Origin of the sequence: uncultured Gemmiger sp. (assembly GCF_934561205.1) — a bacterium.
Taxonomy (GTDB): domain Bacteria; phylum Bacillota; class Clostridia; order Oscillospirales; family Ruminococcaceae; genus Gemmiger.
On record NZ_CAKTFU010000003.1, the window covers coordinates 39019 to 57093 of the forward strand.

General features: G+C 58.9%; 14 protein-coding genes and 2 tRNA genes. 15 read left to right on the forward strand and 1 reads right to left on the reverse strand.

Annotated features, from left to right (window positions below; translation table 11 throughout):
• Positions 1–63 precede the first annotated feature (63 nt).
• The 14 genes from Q0I19_RS02590 to Q0I19_RS02655 all read left to right on the forward strand — a co-directional run bounded on the left by Q0I19_RS02590 (position 64) and on the right by Q0I19_RS02655 (position 14469).
• A complete protein-coding gene (locus tag Q0I19_RS02590) occupies positions 64–954 on the forward strand; it encodes a GH25 family lysozyme (protein ID WP_294758170.1) in 891 nt (296 codons plus the stop codon).
• A 331-nt stretch (positions 955–1285) separates the two neighbouring features.
• Positions 1286–3265 carry a toprim domain-containing protein gene (locus Q0I19_RS02595; RefSeq protein ID WP_294758168.1) on the forward strand — a complete coding sequence of 660 codons (1980 nt, stop codon included), beginning with the start codon at positions 1286–1288 and terminating at the stop codon, positions 3263–3265.
• A gap of 22 nt (positions 3266–3287) precedes the next feature.
• Positions 3288–5534: a DNA gyrase subunit A gene (locus Q0I19_RS02600; RefSeq protein ID WP_294758166.1), complete on the forward strand. Its 2247-nt coding sequence runs from the start codon at positions 3288–3290 to the stop codon at positions 5532–5534.
• A gap of 49 nt (positions 5535–5583) precedes the next feature.
• A tRNA-Gly gene (locus Q0I19_RS02605) sits at positions 5584–5659 on the forward strand.
• A 51-nt stretch (positions 5660–5710) separates the two neighbouring features.
• On the forward strand, positions 5711–6043 hold the full coding sequence (locus tag Q0I19_RS02610) for a hypothetical protein (RefSeq protein WP_294758164.1): 333 nt from the start codon (positions 5711–5713) through the stop codon (positions 6041–6043).
• A 20-nt stretch (positions 6044–6063) separates the two neighbouring features.
• Positions 6064–7980 carry a hypothetical protein gene (locus Q0I19_RS02615; RefSeq protein WP_294758162.1) on the forward strand — a complete coding sequence of 639 codons (1917 nt, stop codon included), beginning with the start codon at positions 6064–6066 and terminating at the stop codon, positions 7978–7980.
• 118 nt (positions 7981–8098) lie between these two features.
• Entirely contained in the window at positions 8099–8764 is a 666-nt protein-coding gene (gene rpe / locus Q0I19_RS02620) for a ribulose-phosphate 3-epimerase (RefSeq protein WP_294758159.1), read from the forward strand.
• A 21-nt stretch (positions 8765–8785) separates the two neighbouring features.
• Positions 8786–9808, forward strand: a complete 1023-nt coding sequence (locus Q0I19_RS02625) for an RnfABCDGE type electron transport complex subunit D (RefSeq protein WP_294758158.1) — start codon at positions 8786–8788, stop codon at positions 9806–9808.
• Entirely contained in the window at positions 9783–10964 is a 1182-nt protein-coding gene (locus Q0I19_RS02630; RefSeq protein ID WP_294758156.1) for an Rnf-Nqr domain containing protein, read from the forward strand. Before Q0I19_RS02625 ends, Q0I19_RS02630 begins: the two co-directional genes overlap by 26 nt.
• Positions 10945–11598 (forward strand): Rnf-Nqr domain containing protein, encoded by a 654-nt coding sequence (locus Q0I19_RS02635; protein ID WP_294758154.1) that lies wholly within the window; start codon positions 10945–10947, stop codon positions 11596–11598. The genes Q0I19_RS02630 and Q0I19_RS02635 overlap by 20 nt, the downstream gene beginning before the upstream one ends.
• A 25-nt stretch (positions 11599–11623) precedes the next feature.
• Entirely contained in the window at positions 11624–12922 is a 1299-nt protein-coding gene (locus tag Q0I19_RS02640; RefSeq protein WP_294758153.1) for a DUF1015 domain-containing protein, read from the forward strand.
• A 15-nt stretch (positions 12923–12937) separates the two neighbouring features.
• Positions 12938–13474, forward strand: coding sequence for a hypothetical protein (locus tag Q0I19_RS02645; RefSeq protein ID WP_294758151.1), 537 nt, complete (start codon positions 12938–12940; stop codon positions 13472–13474).
• The gene (locus tag Q0I19_RS02650; protein WP_294758150.1) at positions 13471–14289 is read left to right on the forward strand and encodes a putative RNA methyltransferase; all 819 of its coding nucleotides are present in this window, start codon (positions 13471–13473) and stop codon (positions 14287–14289) included. Before Q0I19_RS02645 ends, Q0I19_RS02650 begins: the two co-directional genes overlap by 4 nt.
• Before the next feature lie 96 nt (positions 14290–14385).
• Positions 14386–14469 (forward strand) — tRNA-Leu (locus Q0I19_RS02655).
• 142 nt (positions 14470–14611) lie between these two features.
• On the opposite strand, the gene Q0I19_RS02660 is transcribed toward Q0I19_RS02655, so the two are convergent.
• Positions 14612–15274, reverse strand: coding sequence for a site-specific integrase (locus tag Q0I19_RS02660; protein ID WP_294758149.1), 663 nt, complete (start codon positions 15272–15274; stop codon positions 14612–14614).
• Positions 15275–15482: 208 nt separating this feature from the next.
• Here Q0I19_RS02660 and Q0I19_RS02665 point away from each other — a divergent pair, with 208 nt between their 5' ends.
• Entirely contained in the window at positions 15483–17963 is a 2481-nt protein-coding gene (locus Q0I19_RS02665; protein WP_294758146.1) for a LuxR C-terminal-related transcriptional regulator, read from the forward strand.
• Positions 17964–18075 lie beyond the last annotated feature (112 nt).

Consider the following 18075-nt stretch of genomic DNA (forward strand, 5'->3'; position numbering starts at 1 on the left):
TTTCGTCCCGTAATAACAATCCGGCGCCCGGCGGCATACTATATCCGCAAAGGGGGGCTTACTATGGCTGTGTTTCAAAACGGCATTGACGTGTCGCGGTATCAGGGCAGCGTCAACTGGCCGCAGGTGGCGGCGGCGGGCAAGCAGTTTGCCATTGTGCGCGTCGGTTCCAGCGGCAGCGGGGGACTGTACATTGACCCGTACTTTTACCAGAATGTCAACGCCGCCCATGCGGCGGGGCTGCGCGTCGGTGCCTACTATTACACCTACGCCCGCACACAGGAGGCAGTTGCCAACGAGCTGACGGTTTTCCTGAACGCCCTGCAAGGCATACGCCTGGAATACCCTGTTTTTGTGGACGTGGAATCCAAAAATCTGACCACCCTCGGCCGTGCACAGCTGACGGCGCTGGTGCAGTATGCCATGGATATCCTGTACCAGCGCAAATGGTACGCAGGGTGGTACAGTTACACCAACTATATCAACGATAATATCAACGCGGGGGCGCTCAGTGAATATCCGCTGTGGGTGGCCGACTACCGCAAAACACTCGGCTACCGCGGAAGCTATGCCATGTGGCAGTATTCCGGCAGCGGCAGCGTAAACGGCATTACAGGTGCATGCGATTTGAACCGCAGTTACCAGGATTTTCTGCCGGCCATCAAGGCGGGCGGGTTCAATAATTACGGGGCCGACGGCCCCGCCTTGCAGGAGGTGCAAAACAAACAGCTGGTCGTTTTTAACGAACGGACGGAGTATTTTTACACCGCCAACCTCAATGACGTGGTGGGGTACCTGCCCCTTGGCAGCTACCGTGTCACAAAGCGCACGACGGAAAAATACGCCGGGTACGATTGGGTGGTTTTTCGCTACAAGGGCGGCGAATACTGGACCGTGCTGCTGGGCGACCGCAACCGCTTGGAGGATTGCACCTGCGGAAAGGACAGCGATTGAAATTTACCTCTTGAAATACAACCATAAGTTGTGATATAATGGGGACAGAATTTGACAAGCCCGCCTATTTTGTGGTTTAATACAAAGGCAACACTGCACAATTCCCGCCTTACGGCTTAAGCACCGCTCCGGCGGCTGCGGCACGGCATCTGCGTTGCCAAAATGCTCGCCAATACACAAAGTATTGCCTGTGCTTTTGGCTTAGCAGCTGCCGCACCTCGCTCGCCGTATCAGCACTTAGAATTCTGCCGTGTTGCCTAGAATCTACGCAAAATGCGCCGGAGAATATCCGACTTGAAGATAGTAAAAAAGCGATAAAGCAGGGAGAATTATGCCGAAGAAACAACAGGAATACGGAAACGAAACCATACGCCAGCTCAAAGGTGCCGACCGTGTGCGCAAGCGCCCGGCGGTTATCTTTGGTTCGGACGGTGTGGAGGGCTGCGCCCATTCCATTTTTGAGATCGTGTCCAACTCCATTGACGAAGCCCGCGACGGCCACGGCAACCGCATCAATGTCACCCTTTTCCCCGAACACGTCGTCGAGGTCGAGGACTTCGGCCGCGGTATCCCCGTGGATTACAACAAGGTCGAGGAGCGCTGGAACTGGGAACTGATTTTTTGCGAGCTGTACGCCGGCGGCAAATACGGCGAGGGCAGCGGCAACTATGATTTCAGCCTGGGTCTGAACGGTCTGGGTCTGTGCGCCACCCAGTACGCCAGCGAGTGGATGACCGCCGATGTCTACCGCGACGGCTTCCACTACCATCTGGATTTCAAAAAGGGCGAAAATGTGGGCGGCCTGAAAAAAGAGCCGTTCTCCGGCCGCCGCACCGGCTCGGTCATCCGCTGGAAGCCCGACACCGAGGTCTTTACCGACATCAACGTCCCCGCCGCGCAGTTTCAGGATATGCTGCGCCGGCAGGCTGTCGTAAATGACGGCGTGACGATGGTTTTCAACGACAAATCCGGTCTGGAGCCGCAAAAGTACGAGTATCTGTACGAGCACGGCATTACCGACTACGTCAACGAAATTGTGGGCGACAAGGGGCTTACCCCCGTGCATTTCTGCACAGGCGCTGCCACGGGCCGCGACCGCGCCGACCAGCCGGATTATCAGGTCAAAATGAACGTGGCGTTTGCCTTTTCCAACACGGTGCAGACGCTGGAATACTACCACAACTCCAGCTGGCTGGAGCATGGCGGCAGCCCCGACCGCGCCGTGCGCACCGCCTTTGTGAACCAGATCAACGCCTGGCTCAAATCGAAAAACCTGTACAAGAAAAACGAGAGCGCCATCACCTTCAACGACGTGCAGGACTGCCTGGTGCTGGTATCCTCCAGCTTTTCCACCCGCACCAGCTACGAGAACCAGACCAAAAAGGCCATCACCAACAAGTTTGTGGCGCAGGCGATGACCGAGTTCCTAAAGCACCAGATCGAGGTCTATTTTATCGAGCACCCCGACGAGGCCGAAAAAGCCTGCAAGCAGGTGCTTATCAACAAGCAAAGCCGCGAACACGCAGAAAAAGCGCGTATCACCATCAAAAAGACGATGACCCAGCAGATGGATCTCGCCAACCGTGTGCAAAAATTCGTCGATTGCCGCACCAAGGACGCCGCCCGCCGCGAGCTGTATATCGTGGAGGGTGATTCCGCTATGGGCGCGGTCAAGCAGAGCCGCGACTCGGAATTTCAGGCTATCATGCCCATCCGCGGCAAGATTCTGAACTGCTTAAAGGCCGACTACGCCCGCATTTTTAAGTCAGAGATCATCACCGACCTGATTCGTGTCATGGGCTGCGGTGTCGAGCTGGGCGGCAGCCACAACAAGGATCTGGCCAGCTTCAATCTGGACAATCTGCGCTTTAATAAAGTGGTCATCTGTACCGATGCCGACGTGGACGGCTACCAGATCCGCACGCTGGTGCTGACGATGCTCTACCGCCTGACGCCGACCCTGATCAACAAGGGCTACGTCTATATCGCCGAGTCCCCGCTGTACGAGATCAACACCAAAAACAAGACCTTCTTTGCCTACACCGAGCCGGAGAAGGCGGACATTCTGCGCCGCATTGAGGGCGAAAAATACACGATCCAGCGTTCCAAAGGCTTGGGCGAAAACGACCCCGAGATGATGTGGCTGACCACCATGAGCCCCGACAGCCGCCGCCTGATCAAGGTGCTGCCCACCGATGCCGAGCGCACCTCGCAGGTGTTTGACCTGCTTTTGGGCGACAATTTGCAGGGCCGCAAAGAGCATATCGCCATGCACGGCGCCGAATATCTGGACGATTTGGATGTAAGCTGATAGAAACCCCGAGGATAGAGTAATGGCTAAAAAGAAAGAGAAAAAACTGACCCCCGCCAGACCCCAGCTGGGGGACAACGTGGAAATCCTGTCGGCGGGTGAAATTCTGGAATCTCCCATCACCGACACGCTGGAAATCAACTATATGCCCTACGCGATGAGCGTCATTGTTTCCCGCGCGCTGCCGGAAATCGACGGCTTCAAGCCCGCCCACCGCAAGCTGCTGTACACGATGTACGAGATGGGCCTGCTGAAGGGCAACCGTACCAAGAGCGCCAACATCGTGGGCAGCACCATGCACCTGAACCCCCACGGCGACGCCGCCATCTATGATACGATGGTGCGAATGGGACGCTCCAACGAGAGTTTGCTGGTGCCTTTTGTGGACTCCAAGGGTAACTTCGGCAAGGCGTACAGCCGCGACATGGCCTACGCCGCCGCCCGTTATACCGAGGCCAAGCTGGAGCCGGTCTGCGACGAATTGTTCCGCGATATCGACAAGGACACCGTGGATTTTGTGCCCAACTATGACGGCACGACCACCGAGCCGACCCTGCTGCCCGTCACCTTCCCGACGATTCTGGCCAACAATACGCTGGGCATTGCCGTCGGCATGGCGTCCAACATCTGCTCCTTTAACCTGGAGGAACTTTGCAACGCCACCGTTGCCCTGATGAAGGACGCCAAGGCGGACTTGCGGGAAATTATCCCCGCACCGGATTTCGTCGGCGGCGGCACGATTCTGTACGATGCCGACGAGATGAACAGCGTGCTGGAAACCGGCCGCGGCAGTGTGCGTGTGCGCGCCAAGTGGAGCTACGACAAGGCCAATAACTGCATTGACGTGACCCGCATCCCGCCCACGACCACGGTCGAAGCTATCATGGACAAGATCACCGAGCTGGTCAAGCTGGGCAAGATCCGCGAAATCAGCGACATGCGTGACGAGACCGACCTCAACGGCTTGAAGCTGACCATCGACCTCAAACGCGGTCAGGACCCCGACAAGCTGATGAACCGCCTGTACAAAGCCACCCCGCTGGAGGACAGCTTTGCCTGCAACTTCAATGTCTTGATTGGCGGGCAGCCCCGCGTGCTGGGTGTGCGCGATATCCTGCTGGAATGGATCGCCTTCCGCGCCGAGTGTGTGCGCCGCCGCACCTACTACGACCTGAAAGGCAAGGAAAAGCGGCTGCACCTGCTGCAAGGCTTAAAGGCTATTTTGCTGGATATCGACAAGGCTATCGAAATCGTGCGCAACACCGCCGAGGAATCCGAGGTCGTGCCCAACCTGATGATCGGCTTCGGCATTGACGAGGTGCAGGCCGAGTATGTGGCGGAAATCAAGCTGCGCCACCTCAACCGCGAATATATTCTCAAGCGCACCGAGGAAATCGAGGAGCTGGAAAAGGCCATTGAGGACTTGCAGGATATCCTGAACCGTCCCGCGCGCATCAACAAAATCATCATGCGTGAGCTGGCCGACGTCGCCAAAAAGTATGGCAAGCCCCGCCGCTGCGAAATTCTGTACGAGCTGCCCGCCGCCGAGGCGGAGGAGCCGGAGCAGCAGGTGCCGGATTACCCCGTCAACCTGTTCTTCACGCGCGAGGGGTACTTCAAAAAAATCACCCCCCAGAGCCTGCGCATGAGCGGCGAGCAAAAGCTCAAGGACGGCGACGAGGTGCTGTTCACCTGCGAGGCCACCAACAGTGTAGAGCTGCTGTTCTTTACCAACCACCATCAGGTCTACAAGTCCCACGCCTATGACTTTGCCGACAGCAAGGCGAGCGTGCTGGGCGATTACGTTGCCTCCAGCCTTGGCATGGACGAGGGCGAGGTGCCGCTGTATATGGTGGTCACGCCCGACTACAAGGGCTGGATGCTGTTCTTCTTCAAGGGCGGCAAGTGCGCCAAGGTGCCGCTGTCCAGCTACGAGACCAAGCAGAACCGCCGCAAGCTGCTGAAGGCGTACAGCGACAAGGACGAGCTGGCCTTTATGCGCTACCTGCCTGAGGAAACCGAGCTGGCCATCTTTACCTCCAACAACCGTCTGCTGCTGGCGGCCACGGCGCTCATCCCTGAAAAAGCCACCCGCGATTCCGCCGGTGTCAACGTAGTTACGCTGAAAAAGAACGCCAAGATCACCCGCATCACCCCCAGCGACACGCTGGAACTGACCGATGCCCACCGCTACCGCGTGCGCACCCTGCCCGCGACAGGTGCCATCATCCGCGCCGATGATACGGCAGAACAACTGACCCTCGGCTAAAAAAGTATTGACAAATCCGCTGCTTTGCGGTATAATTGCAGTCACTGATGCGGGATTAGCTCATCCGGTAGAGTGACTGCTTCCCAAGCAGTAGGTGGCGAGTTCGAGACTCGTATCCCGCTCCATACAGCGTACTGACAGATTGGTCGGTACGCTTTTTTGTTAGGAGAATCTGTATGCTCAACGCATTTCCTATTTATCATTGGTTCCGCAACGGCAACCCCTATTCGGGGGCGGAGGGCGGTATGCGGTATGTCATAACACCGTGCAAGCGCCCCGACCCTGCGGACGAAACCGGCAAGAAAAAGCTGTCCTTCCTGTGCGCGCAGGTGTGGCCCGGCCCCTGGAGCATTGAGCACACAGCCGAAGAAAAAATAGAAACGCAGGAGTTTTCTGCCGACCAGCAGGGTCTGGATGCCGCTGTGGCCTGGCTGAAAGAACGCTACGATGCCGAGCGCAGCCGCTGGGACAACATCCCCTCGATTCTCGACTGTGAGCCGGACCGATAACGCGATGTAAGGGGTATTTCATGTTGCAGAAGAATAAGTGGGGCACAGGCAGTGCCGTGCTGTTTGCCGCAGCGTATGCCGTGTACCTGTATGCGGCAGTCATCAGCGGCGGTTCCTTGGGGGCGCTGCTGATGTTTCAGGCCGCGCTGGCGCTGGGTGTGGTGCTGGCGGGGTACACCGTAGCCAAGCGTTTTTTGCCGGGGGCAGGCTTTCGCAAATTGCTGCCGATATCCTTCACGGCGGGCTGCGTACTGCTGTATCTCTGCTATATTGCTGCCCATGGTCAGCGCTGGGTGCTGCTGCTTCCGCTGCTGCTGGGGCTTGTTTCTGCCAAGGAAGTCGTGCAAAAGCTGCGCCGCTATCAGCCCTGCCGTGCCGATGCGATCCTGCTGGCAACGCTGGCGTGCTTTACGGCCGCTTATGTGTTGTGCGCGGTGCTGCCCTTTGCCAGGGCGGACAAGCTGACCAATTTTGCCTATCATCAGGATATGCTGTGGTCGGTGGGCAATGCCGCTGCCGCTAAACTGGGCTTTCCGATCCAGGATATGCGCTTTGCGGGTACCACGCTGAACTACCACTATCTCAACGATGTCACGGCGGGCATCCTGGCGTTTGCGCTGGGCAACCTGCCCGCCTACGAATCGCTCTGCTTTTACTGGTATCTGCCGGTGGTGTGTGTGCTGGTGCTGTCCCTATATGAACTGGCGTGCCGCTTTACGGCACACCGTACCTTTGCGGCGCTGGTGCCGGCAGGGGTGCTGTTCGGCGTGGGCAGCACGGGTGTGTTTCAGTATGTGACGAACATCAACGGCATGGGTACGGCCACCGTCAGTCTGTGCGCCGTATTTGCGCTGTGCGCGTATCTGGATGACGCGGCAGCGTTTCGCAGGCTTTCCCTGCCGCGCAAGCTCGGCTTTTACCTGCTGGGGTATGCCGTCGGGTTTGGCTGTTCTATGTTCAAAAGCACCATCGGCGCACTGGCGTGTCTGGCTATGCTGGCGGCGGCGCTGGCAGGGCTGCCGACCCGCAAAAGCGGCGTGCGGTATTTCGGGCTGGCGGCAGTCAGCGGGGCGGGCTTTGCCACCGCGTATCTGTCGGTTTTCTCCAAGGCGGTCAATAACCTTGTGTTCAGCGGCTGGCAGGGGCTGTGGCAGCTGCCCCAAAATGTGCTGAAGGCCGGCGGCGTCATCGCCGCTGTGTATCTGGCGGCGATGCTGTACAGTCTGGCGCACTTTCCCGCGCTGCGGTTTGACGCACTTATGGCAAATGCCGTGGCGATCGGCGGGGCGCTGGCCGTAAGCCTGTACACCCACTATTCCGCATCGCAGGTGTATTTTGTTCTGATCGCCGTGCCTATGATGCTGGTGTGCTGTCTGCCCCTGCTGGACCGCCTGTGTGCGCAAAAGCGTCCGGCCTGGGGCTGCGCGGCGGCGGTGCTGGCGGTGTGGATGGGCATCAACTGCCTGTCGCTTTTGCCCAATGCCCGCAGCGGTGTGCAGGCGCTGCTGCGTATTTACCACCTGCGCGTCAGCGATTACGCCGAGGAAAACATCACCGCGCAGGATTATGACGCGATGCTTTGGCTGAAAAACAACAGCGATGCCGAGGATATCTTTGCCACCAACCGCAACAACAAATGGTACGAGATAGGGGAGGGCGTGTTCCACTACTACACCGCCGCCAGTGAGCGCCGCTGCTATCTGGAAAGTTACCGCTACTGCATGGATTACAGCGGTATGTACCACGAGGTGCGCCGTCGGCTGGAGCAGGTCAGCGACGGTATCTTCCATAAATACAGCGAGGATGAGGCCTTTGCCGTTGCCGGACAGGAGGATATCGACTGGCTGGTGGTTTTCACCCCGGTGAACGACCCCGCCTGGCAGCGCAGCCCTGCCTATGAAAATGACACGGTTAAAATTTACCGTGTCAACGAATAAAATGAAATCTCTGCAAAAAGGCAGCCCAATTTCGGGTTGCCTTTTTGTGTAAAATAGGGTATACTATACTCGTATGTCTGTAACAATTCTGCGTAAAAGAATCACGGGAGAACCCTATATGAGTAAAGTTGCCGCTTCTATACTTTCTGCCGATTTGGCGAACCTCGCCGAGGACAGCCGCCGCCTGCTGAACGCCGGTGCGGATATTCTGCATTTTGATGTGATGGACGGGCATTTTGTGCCCAATATCAGCTACGGTGCCCCCGTGCTGACCTGCCTGAAAAAGGCTTTGCCCGACGCGTACTACGATGTACACCTGATGATCAGCGAGCCTGCCCGCTATGCCGTGGATTTTGCCAAGGCCGGCGCGGATCTTATCACCTTCCACTACGAGGCTGTACCCGGCAAGGTGGGCGAAACCATTGACGCCATCCGTGCGCTGGGCTGCAAGGTGGGTATCAGCATCAAGCCCGGCACCGCACCGCAGGAAATTTTTGCCTGGCTGGACAAGGTGGACCTTGTGCTGGTGATGAGCGTAGAACCCGGCTTTGGCGGCCAGAGCTTTATGCCCGCCGCACCCGAACGCATCGCCGCCCTGCGTAAGGAGTGCGACCGCCGCGGCCTGCACACCCTGCTGGAGGTGGACGGCGGCATCAACACCGAGACAGGTGCCCTGTGCGCGGCAGCCGGTGTGGACTGGCTGGTAGCAGGCAGCTTTTTGTTTAAAGCGAAGAACCCCGAAGCCGAGATCCGCACCCTGCACGATTTGAGCTATCAGAGCTAATGTAAGGAGATAATCGATCTTATGGCCAAACATAAGTATCCGGAACGCAGCGAAAACTATTCATTTTACAGCGACCTGCTGTGGTGCAGTGTGCCGCTGACCGGCATGGCATGTTATTTTTACGGTATGCGCCCGGCGCTGCTGATGCTGGCAGGTCTGCTTACGGCCTATCTGTTTGACTGCGCGCTGGCCCCCCTGCACGGGGAGGGTTACCGTTCCCACGAGCCGTCCAGTGAGTGCTTTGCCGCGCTCATCGTATTGATGATGCCCGCTACGGTGTCCTATGCGGTGGTCGTGGCGGCGGTCATTGCATCGGTGCTGGCCAAGGAGGCTTTCGGCGGCGAGGGACACTATCCCTTCCACCCGGCGGCTGTCGGCATGGCGGTCGCAGGGATTTCCTGGCCGGAACAGCTGTATCTTTACCCCGTGCCCGGCACCAGGCTGCCCCTCTTAAAGCCCGCCTACGACTATGCCACCGTCGAAGGCATGAGCGCCACCCTGCGCGGCGGCGGTCTGCCCAGTGACAGCACCATGGAGCTGCTTACCGGCAACGTTTCCGGCGGTATGGGCACCTGCGCCGCACTGGTCATTGCGGCATGCGGGCTGTTTTTGCTTGCGCGCGGGCATCTGCGTCCGGGTGTGCTCATCCCGTTTTTTGTGCTGTGCGTGGGTCTGCCGTGGCTGCTCCCGCAGCTGAATGAGCTGCCGGTTTTCAGCGCTCCGTGGCAGTTTGTGCGTCAGCGCGTCTACCTGGAAAAGTATATCCTGCTCTCCGGCACGACGCTGTTCGGCGGCCTGTTCCTGGCGTGTGAGCCTGTTACCATGCCCAGCCGTACAAACGCCCAGGTGGCCTACGGCATCATTTTGGGCGTGGCGGTGTTTGTGTTCCGCAGCTTCAGCCCGTATGAAACGCCGATGTGCTTTTCTTTGCTGATCGTGGACGCCATTCCCGAATGGCTCGACCTGATCAGCCACCGTACCGAGCGTATTCGCTTTATGAAAAAGGAGGAAAAGCGCCTTGCCCAATCATCCGACACGGAATGACCGCCGCAAAGGTGAGGATCGTTCCGAAACCCTGATCATACCCCACATTACAAAGGAAATGGTGCAAAAGGCGCAGCAGATGGCCGACCAAGGGGCCTCCCGCGCCGAGATCGAGCAGGCTATATTTGCGATGCAGCAGGCGCCGTTCCAACCGGAACCGCCGCAGACCCCGCCGCCCCGCCGTGGCTTCAGGGGCTTTGGACGCCGCGAGGCCGCCCCGATCGAAACACCGTCGACCCCAACGGTGACCCCGCCCGAAAAACCGGCCGCAGCCGATGCCGAGCCGACGGTGGCTTTTGCGCCGCAGTCCGAACCGCAGCAGGAGCCGCTGCCCGCGCAGGAGCTGCCGCCGCAGTCCGAACCGCAGGCAGAAACGCCCGAACAGCCCGCACCGCAGACGGCGGCGGAACCCCCGCAGCCGCCGCAAACCGCAGCGGCCCCCGCGCAGCCTGCCGCCGAACAGCCCAAGACAGCACCGCGTTCGTCCTCCCGCATACCCCGCAGCTATCAGGAGGCCGAGGCCGATTTGAACGAAAAGATCCGCCGCGACCATATCTGGCTGTCCAACCCCGTCATGGTGCGCGGGCTGGGGCTGGCGCCTGTCATCGGCGCCGCGCTGGACGGCAGACGTGCCCTGATGCTTTGCGTGGCCTGTCTGATCCTTGTCACGCTGACCCGCCCCATCGCCGTCGCAGTCTGCCACCTGACCCAAAACCGCTGGCGGCCGATTATATACTGCTACACGGCAGCGGTTTTGTACATTCCGACGTATATTTTACTCTACCGCATTTTTGGCGCCGACATGTCGATGCTGGGCATCTACCTGCCGATCCTGACGGTCGATCCGGCCATTGTCAAGCGCATGGAATTTACCGAGCTGGAGCCTGTCTCCACAGCGCTGCGCCACGGCTGGAACAACGCGCTGGGCATGTGCGCGGCACTGCTGCTGGTAGGCTGCCTGCGCGAATTTTTGGCCACGGGGTCGGTGTTCTACTATGTCATTCTGAACAGGACCCTGCTGCCCATGGCAGCCCTGCCCGCCGGCGGCTTTGTGCTGCTGGGCGTTCTGGCGGCGTGCTGGTGCGCCGTTGTAAACCTGTACAACAACTACAAGCATGAGGAGGTGCGCCGTCTGTATGCCAAACGTAAGTCTTGATTTGAGCAGCGTGGGCTACGGCGTGCTCCAGTTTTTGAGCTATATGGTGCTGGCTGTTTTTGCCGAAAACGTCATTTTGTCCCGCGCCCTGGGTGTTACCCGTCTGCTCAAGCTCGTGCCTGACTATAAGGCGCAGATTTGGAACTTCGCCCTGCCGCTGATACTGGTCATGACCCTGTCGGCCCCCTTTGGGTGGCTGGCTCACAACGTCATTTTTATCTGGCTGCGCGGGGTGCTGCCCGCCTGGATGCCGCTGTCCGCGCTGCGCCCGCTGGTGTATCTGACCTGCGGCGTGGCGGCCATGGGCATCACCTGGCTGCTGTTTTTGCTGCTGCCGAAAAAAATCGCCGAGCCCTGCCGCGAGCAGCTCAGCCTGGCCACCTGCAGCACCGGCGTGCTGGGCACGCTGCTGATTTGCGCCAACCAGAACTATACCATGCTGCAGTGCATTGCCTTTGGTTTGGGCAGTGCGCTTGGCTATATCTTCATCGTCTTTATTGTGCGTGAGGGCCGCCGCCGTCTGAACAACAAGGCCGTGCCCGCCATCTTTAAGGGGCTGCCCAGCTCCCTGATTTACGTCGGCATCCTGTCGCTGGCCATCTATGCGCTGGTCGGCCATGCCGTCGTGCTGTAACCGCTTTTTCAGAGGGGATGTGTTGATGATGTCGTTTCCGTGTTTTTCTGCCGCCGATATCCTGCTGCCTGCCGAAACCGTGCCGCTGGAAACCTGGGCCTGCATTGCCGTGGATCAGTTTACCTCCCAGCCGGACTACTGGCAGCGCGCCGAGGCGCTGACCGCCGATAAGCCCAGCACGCTGCATATCGTGCTGCCCGAGGCATACCTTGGCACTGCCCAGGAGGAGCCGCGCCTGCAAAGCATCCGCGCCGCCATGCGCAGCTACCGCAGGGACGTTCTGACCCGCGCCGTGCACGGCTATGTGTATGTCGAGCGCACCCAAATGGACGGTACCGTGCGCCAGGGTCTGGTCGGCATGGTGGATTTGGAGGCCTACGACTACACTCCCGGCGCAAAGCCGGCCATCCGCCCCAGCGAGGCAACGGTCGTGGAGCGCATCCCGCCGCGGCTGCGTGTGCGCCGCGGTGCCGAATTGGAGACGCCCCACGTCATGATGCTGGCCGACGACGAACACGGCACGTTGATCGAACCGATCGGGGACATCAAGGATACCCTGCCGCTTTTGTATGACGGCGAGTTGATGCTGTGCGGCGGTCATCTGCGCGGCTGGGCCGTGCAAACGCCGGAACTCATCGCACAGGTGGACGCCGCGCTGGCCGCCCTGGCGGACCCCGCTGCCTTTGCCAAGCGCTGGCCCGCCGCCGAAGGGCAGACCCCCATGGTGCTGGCCGTGGGGGACGGCAACCACAGCCTGGCCACCGCCAAAGCCTACTGGGAGGAACTGAAACCCGGCTTGACCGAGGAACAGCGCCGCACCCATCCGGCCCGCTGGTGCCTGGCAGAGGTCTGCAATGTACACAGCCCTGCCATTGAGATCGAACCCATCCACCGTGTGGTGTTCGGCGTGACAGCCAAGGAATTGTTTGCCGACCTGGACGCCTGGGACAAGCAGCAGAAACCCACAGCCCCCACCGCGCAGCAGACACTTTGCCTGGCTGACGCGGCAGGGGAGAGCCGCGTGGCGCTGCAAAACCCGCCCGCCCCGCTGACTGTGGGCAGTATCGAGGCATTTTTGGCCGACTGGCTGCCCCAACACCCCGCCTGCAAGGTGGATTACATCCACGGTGCCACCACGGCCCTGAGCCTGGCCGCCGACCCCGCGCACCCCGCCACAGCCATTTTGCTGCCGGACTTTGCCAAGGCCGATTTGTTCAAGGGTGTGGTTTTGGGCGGTGTGCTGCCCCGCAAGACCTTCAGCATGGGCCATGCCGAAGAAAAACGCTACTATAACGAATGCCGCGACCTTACTGCGGAACAATAAGAAATGGACGTAGACATGGAAAAAACACAACAAACTCCGGGCGGTGCACCGCATCGTCGCCGCCGCAGACGCGGAAACACCAGCGCCCCGCAGCAGCCCCGCCGTGAGGGGGAGACGACCGCCCGCGCCGAGGCACCGCGTCAACCGCAAGAGCCGCAGCAGCCCGCCAAGGGCGGCAAACCGCCCCGCGGCCGCCGCCCCGCCCAGGCACAGCCCAACCGTGCCGAAACCCCAGCGCAGCCGCCCAAGCAGCCGCGCCCCCGCAACGCCGCGGCACAGCCGCCCAAGCGCGAGCCGGCAGTGCGTCCGCAACCGGCTCCCAAGGCGCAGCCTGCCCGCCCGCCGCGCGCACCCCGCCCCCGCGCCGAACAGGAATCTGCCGGGCTGGAGTTGATTTCCCGCCGCCCGCCGAAGCAGAAGTTCGCCAGCTTTGAGGAATATCTCTCTGCCCACGGCGGCATCACCGCACCGCTGCCCCCGGAGCCGGAGCACACCGAGCCGCTGCCGGAGGTTTCCGCAAAATTGCCGGAATCCCCGGCTGACAACGCATGACCCCCGCCACAGCGTCGGCCCTGCGCTGCCCGGTCTGCCACAAGCCGCTGCTGCTTGTGGGTCGCAGTCTGCGCTGCGCCGCCTCCCACAGCTTTGACCTTTCCAAAGAAGGGTACGCAAACCTGCTGCCGCTGCAAAAAAAGCACGCCGCCGACCCCGGCGATGGCAAGGAAATGGTGCGCGCCCGCCGCACGTTTCTATCGGCGGGATACTATGCGCCGTTGATGCAGACGCTGACAGAAATTTGCGCCGCGCTGCCGCACGGCCATGTGGTGGATGCCGGCTGCGGTGAGGGAAGCTATGACGCGGCCCTGCTGCGCGCTCTGCCCGAAACCGAGCTGGTAGGCTTCGATTTGTCCAAGGAGGCTGTGCGTCTGGCCGCCAAGCTGGTGCCGCAGGCTGCATTCTGCGTGGGCGGCAGTTTCTGCGCCCCCGTGCGCGACGGCTGGGCCGATGTGATTTTGAACATATTCTCGCCCTTTGCAGGGGCGGAGTTCCGCCGTATGCTGGCATCGGGCGGATACCTTGTATATGCTGTGCCCACAGCGCGCCATCTGTACGGCCTGAAACAGGTGCTGTACAAAACACCCTATGAAAATGAGGTTCGGGATATCGAGTACGAGGGCTTTTCCTTTTGCTATGCAAGGCAATCTGAAAGCAAAATCACGGTGCAAGGCCCGGATCTGCAGGCACTGTTTGCCATGACGCCCTATTACTGGAACACCCCCGCCGACGGTGCCGAGCGCCTGGCTGCCTGTGACAGCGTGACCACCGAAATCGGATTCCGCTTTTTGGTGTACCGAAAAATCGGCTGACGCAAAGCCGCCGATCTGTGCATTTTCTTCTTGAAAAATGCAAAAAGCCACTTGACAATTTACGGTGATGACTTTATAATATATAAGTCGTCATACGCCGGTGTGTTGGAATTGGCAGACGAGACGGACTCAAAATCCGTTGGTGGTGACACCGTGTGGGTTCGACCCCCACCACCGGCATTCCTTATACCTAAGCCTTTTAGCGGCTTAGGTATTTTTTGTGTGGCAGACAAGATTTAGGCTTGTCTGCCATTTTGTCTGCCACTTTTGCCCCAAATGGCAGACAAAACGGATTCCATCTCCGCTGGGCTTGTCGGTTCTCTCAAGCAATTTTTCGCTTGGGAGATTTCTTTTTTTCGGGTAGTTCGCCAAGGTTGATTTTGCTGGCAATCATGTTCGCAGCTTCCATCTTGCTGTCCACGTCGATGTGGGCGTAAATATTGGCTGTGGTGGAGAAGCTGGAATGCCCCAGCCACATCTGTACCTCTTTCATTGCGACTTTGTTTTTGATAAGCAAACTGGCGCAGGAGTGGCGGAAATCGTGATAGCGAATCGGACGGAAACCGTTCTTCAAGAGCATTTCGCGGAAAACCCGTGTCACATAGTCCGGGGTCACAAGATGCCCCATATCATCCACGCAGATGTAGTCCTTATACTCCTTGCAGTAGCTGCCGCCGCAAAGTTTCATTTGATGGTGCTGGTGTTTTTGGGCTTTCAGTAAAGCCTGTTCTGCTGCGGGAATCAGAGGCAAACTGCGGAAACTGGCCTTGTTTTTCGTCCGACACTTGGAAACGTCCACCACTTTGCCATCCACATTGATGCGTTCAAAGGTGCGCGAAATCGTGATGATTTTCCGGTCAAAGTCGATGGCCGACCATTGCAGACCGATTGCCTCGCCGCAGCGCAATCCATAGAGCGCGGCAAGCATAACAGGTTGTCGGGCAGAAAGCGGATTTACTTTTTCAAGAGACGATCCCCGTTCCAATCCCTGTTCAGGATTAGGGGTTGCTTAGAAACAGAAAAAACTACATCTTGCCGTGCAGGACATGATGGTGTAAAATGAAAATAACGAGAGGGTCCCTTCGTAAAGGCAGCAATACGGCATAATCAAAAGCTGCAGATGATGCAAAGACTTACAGCCGTGCGGTTTGCATGGAAGTCTGCGAGAATACAATTCGTTGGAGGTGTGCATTATGCCCAAGCCAAAATGGAATCTGAACACCATTTACATATCTGAGCGGCTGCAAGAGAGCCTGCGGCCTATTTCCCGCTGCGCCATGACGACTGTGGTCGCGCCCATGGGCTATGGAAAAACCACAGCGGTGAACTGGTATCTCGGCGAGCGTGCCAAAGCAGAGGTGCTGCATATCATCCGTATCAGTGTGTATTCCGACAACCTTGCGATTTTCTGGAAGAGCGTACAGGAGGCGTTTGCCCGCGCAGGGTTCACCTTCCTGCGGGAGTATCCCTGCCCAACGGACGCGGCAGGCGGCGGGCTGCTGGTAGACGATCTCTGCCATATGCTGGCGGATGAGTCCCCCTGTTACATCTTCATTGACGATTTTCATCTGCTGACTGACAAGCGTGCCTCCCTATTCCTTTGTATGCTGGCAAATCGGCTGCTTGCCAATGTGCATATGATCGTTGCCAGCCGTGACCGCTTTTTGCCCGCTGCGGAGGCTGTGCGGCTGGGGGGCAAGGTATATCAGATCGGCAGGGAACAGCTGCGTCTCAACCATACGGAGCTTGCGGTTTATGCCCACCGCTGCGGGACAAAGCTATCCGATGCGCAGGTGGAAAGCCTTCTCTATTCCAGTGAGGGCTGGTTCTCTGCCGTGTATCTGAACCTGTGCACCCTCTCCGAGCGCGGCGTGCTGCCCAGCCGGAATTCCGACATTTACACCACTTTTACCGCCGCTATGATCGATCCGCTGCCGGAAAAGCAGCGGGAGTTTTTGGCGGTAATGGGCCTTGCCGATGAGTTTACCGTCGAAATGGCGCAGTGTATCACAGGGGATGCGGATGCGGCGCGCATCCTTTCCATGCTGACCGAGCAGAACGCCTTCGTCACGCGTTTGCCGGACGGCGTGACCTATCGCTTTCATCACATGATGAAGGAATGCGCTGAACGGAGCTTTCACAAGATGAAGGCGGAAACACAAAAGCTCTATTGGGAGCGCTTCGGGCAGTGGTATGAAAACCAAAAGCAGTATCTTCACGCCATTGCCGCCTACCGAAAAAGTGAGGACTACCACGCACTGCTGCGGGTCATTCGCGGTGATGCGGGCATTCTGTTGGCCTCGCTGAAGCCGGAGGATGTGCTGGACGCCATAAACAAATGCCCCGCCGAGACATTGAAGGCCAATCCCTTTGCCATTTTGGTCCTGATGCGGCGGATGTTCACATGGCGGCAGATCCCGAAAATGCTGGAGCTGAAAGAACTGCTGCTGACAGCCATTGCGGAACACCCGGAATTGTCGGCGGAGGAGCGCGGCAACCTGCTGGGGGAGTGCGACCTTATCCTGAGTTTTCTCTGCTATAATGACATCAGCGCCATGAGCCGCCTGCACCGCAGTGCCAGCAGGCAGATGTCCCGCCCCGCCATCAGCATCCGATCCGGCGGCGGCTGGACCTTTGGCTCACCGTCCGTCCTGATGATGTTCTACCGCGCACCGGGAGAACTTGAGGGCGAGCTGGCCGAGATGGATGAGTGTATGCCCCATTACTATAAGGTCACGAACAACCACGGACAGGGCGCGGAAACCATTATGCGCGCGGAGGCGCTGTTCTGCCAAGGAAATTTTACCGATGCGCACATCGAGCTGGAGCGCGCTTACGCACAGGTCAGGGACAACGGGCAAATCAACATGGCGCTGTGCTGTGATTTCCTGTCGCGGCGGCTTTCTCTGCACACCGATGTAGAGCAGCGCTATACCTTTGCCGAAAGATACGCAGAGCTGCTGCAATATCACGATGCATCGTGGATCAACATCTGGAACGCCACCGGTGCCTATTATCACGCGCTGCGGGGCGAAACAGAAAAGATCCCGGAGATTTTTTCGCAGCACAGGCTCTCCACTGTCAATATGCTTGCGCCGGGCAAGCCCATGATGGAAATGATCGAAAATCAGGTGTATCTTGCCCAAGGCGCCTATGCCAAGGTGGTGGGACGCAGCGCGGAACTGCTGGCGGTGTGCGAGGCGATGCACTACGCGCTGGTAGCGCTGCACATCCGTATCCAGACGGCGGCAGCCTATGAGAAATTGGGCAAGACCGAGGAGGCCCGTGTATGGCTGCGGAAAGCGCTTGCCGACGCGGAACCGGACGGCTTTGTGATGCCGTTCGTGGAGAACTACGACGGCCTGCAGCCCATTCTTGCGCGCGAGATGAAGAACGACCTGATCGTAAAGATCACCGCCCTTGGCGAAGCGGCAAAGGCGCGGAACGCCGCAAGCGTGCGTCCGGCAGCATTTGATGTGCTGACAGCGCGGGAATTTGAAATCGTAGAGTTGATGGTGCAGCGGCTCAGCAACCGTGAGATCGCCGAAAAGCTCTATCTCTCCGAGGGGAGCGTCAAGCAGTACGCGAACCAGATCTATTCAAAACTTCATATTGACGGCGATACCCGAACCAAGCGAAAGCAGCTTGCCGAGCTGCTGGGGCAAAAGCCTTAGGGCAACACCGCACGATTCCCGCCTTACGGCTTAAGCACCGCTCCGGCGGCTGCGGCACAGCATCTGCGTTGCCAAAATGCTCGCCAATACACAAAGTATTGCCTGCGCTTTT

Bases quoted from the DNA above. Each gene is read 5' to 3' on its own strand.
- Q0I19_RS02590 (WP_294758170.1), top strand. From the start codon at position 64: ATGGCTGTGTTTCAAAACGGCATTGACGTGTCGCGGTATCAGGGCAGC.
- Q0I19_RS02595 (WP_294758168.1), top strand. From the start codon at position 1,286: ATGCCGAAGAAACAACAGGAATACGGAAACGAAACCATACGCCAGCTC.
- Q0I19_RS02600 (WP_294758166.1), top strand. From the start codon at position 3,288: ATGGCTAAAAAGAAAGAGAAAAAACTGACCCCCGCCAGACCCCAGCTG.
- Q0I19_RS02610 (WP_294758164.1), top strand. From the start codon at position 5,711: ATGCTCAACGCATTTCCTATTTATCATTGGTTCCGCAACGGCAACCCC.
- Q0I19_RS02615 (WP_294758162.1), top strand. From the start codon at position 6,064: ATGTTGCAGAAGAATAAGTGGGGCACAGGCAGTGCCGTGCTGTTTGCC.
- rpe (WP_294758159.1), top strand. From the start codon at position 8,099: ATGAGTAAAGTTGCCGCTTCTATACTTTCTGCCGATTTGGCGAACCTC.
- Q0I19_RS02625 (WP_294758158.1), top strand. From the start codon at position 8,786: ATGGCCAAACATAAGTATCCGGAACGCAGCGAAAACTATTCATTTTAC.
- Q0I19_RS02635 (WP_294758154.1), top strand. From the start codon at position 10,945: ATGCCAAACGTAAGTCTTGATTTGAGCAGCGTGGGCTACGGCGTGCTC.
- Q0I19_RS02640 (WP_294758153.1), top strand. From the start codon at position 11,624: ATGATGTCGTTTCCGTGTTTTTCTGCCGCCGATATCCTGCTGCCTGCC.
- Q0I19_RS02645 (WP_294758151.1), top strand. From the start codon at position 12,938: ATGGAAAAAACACAACAAACTCCGGGCGGTGCACCGCATCGTCGCCGC.
- Q0I19_RS02650 (WP_294758150.1), top strand. From the start codon at position 13,471: ATGACCCCCGCCACAGCGTCGGCCCTGCGCTGCCCGGTCTGCCACAAG.
- Q0I19_RS02665 (WP_294758146.1), top strand. From the start codon at position 15,483: ATGCCCAAGCCAAAATGGAATCTGAACACCATTTACATATCTGAGCGG.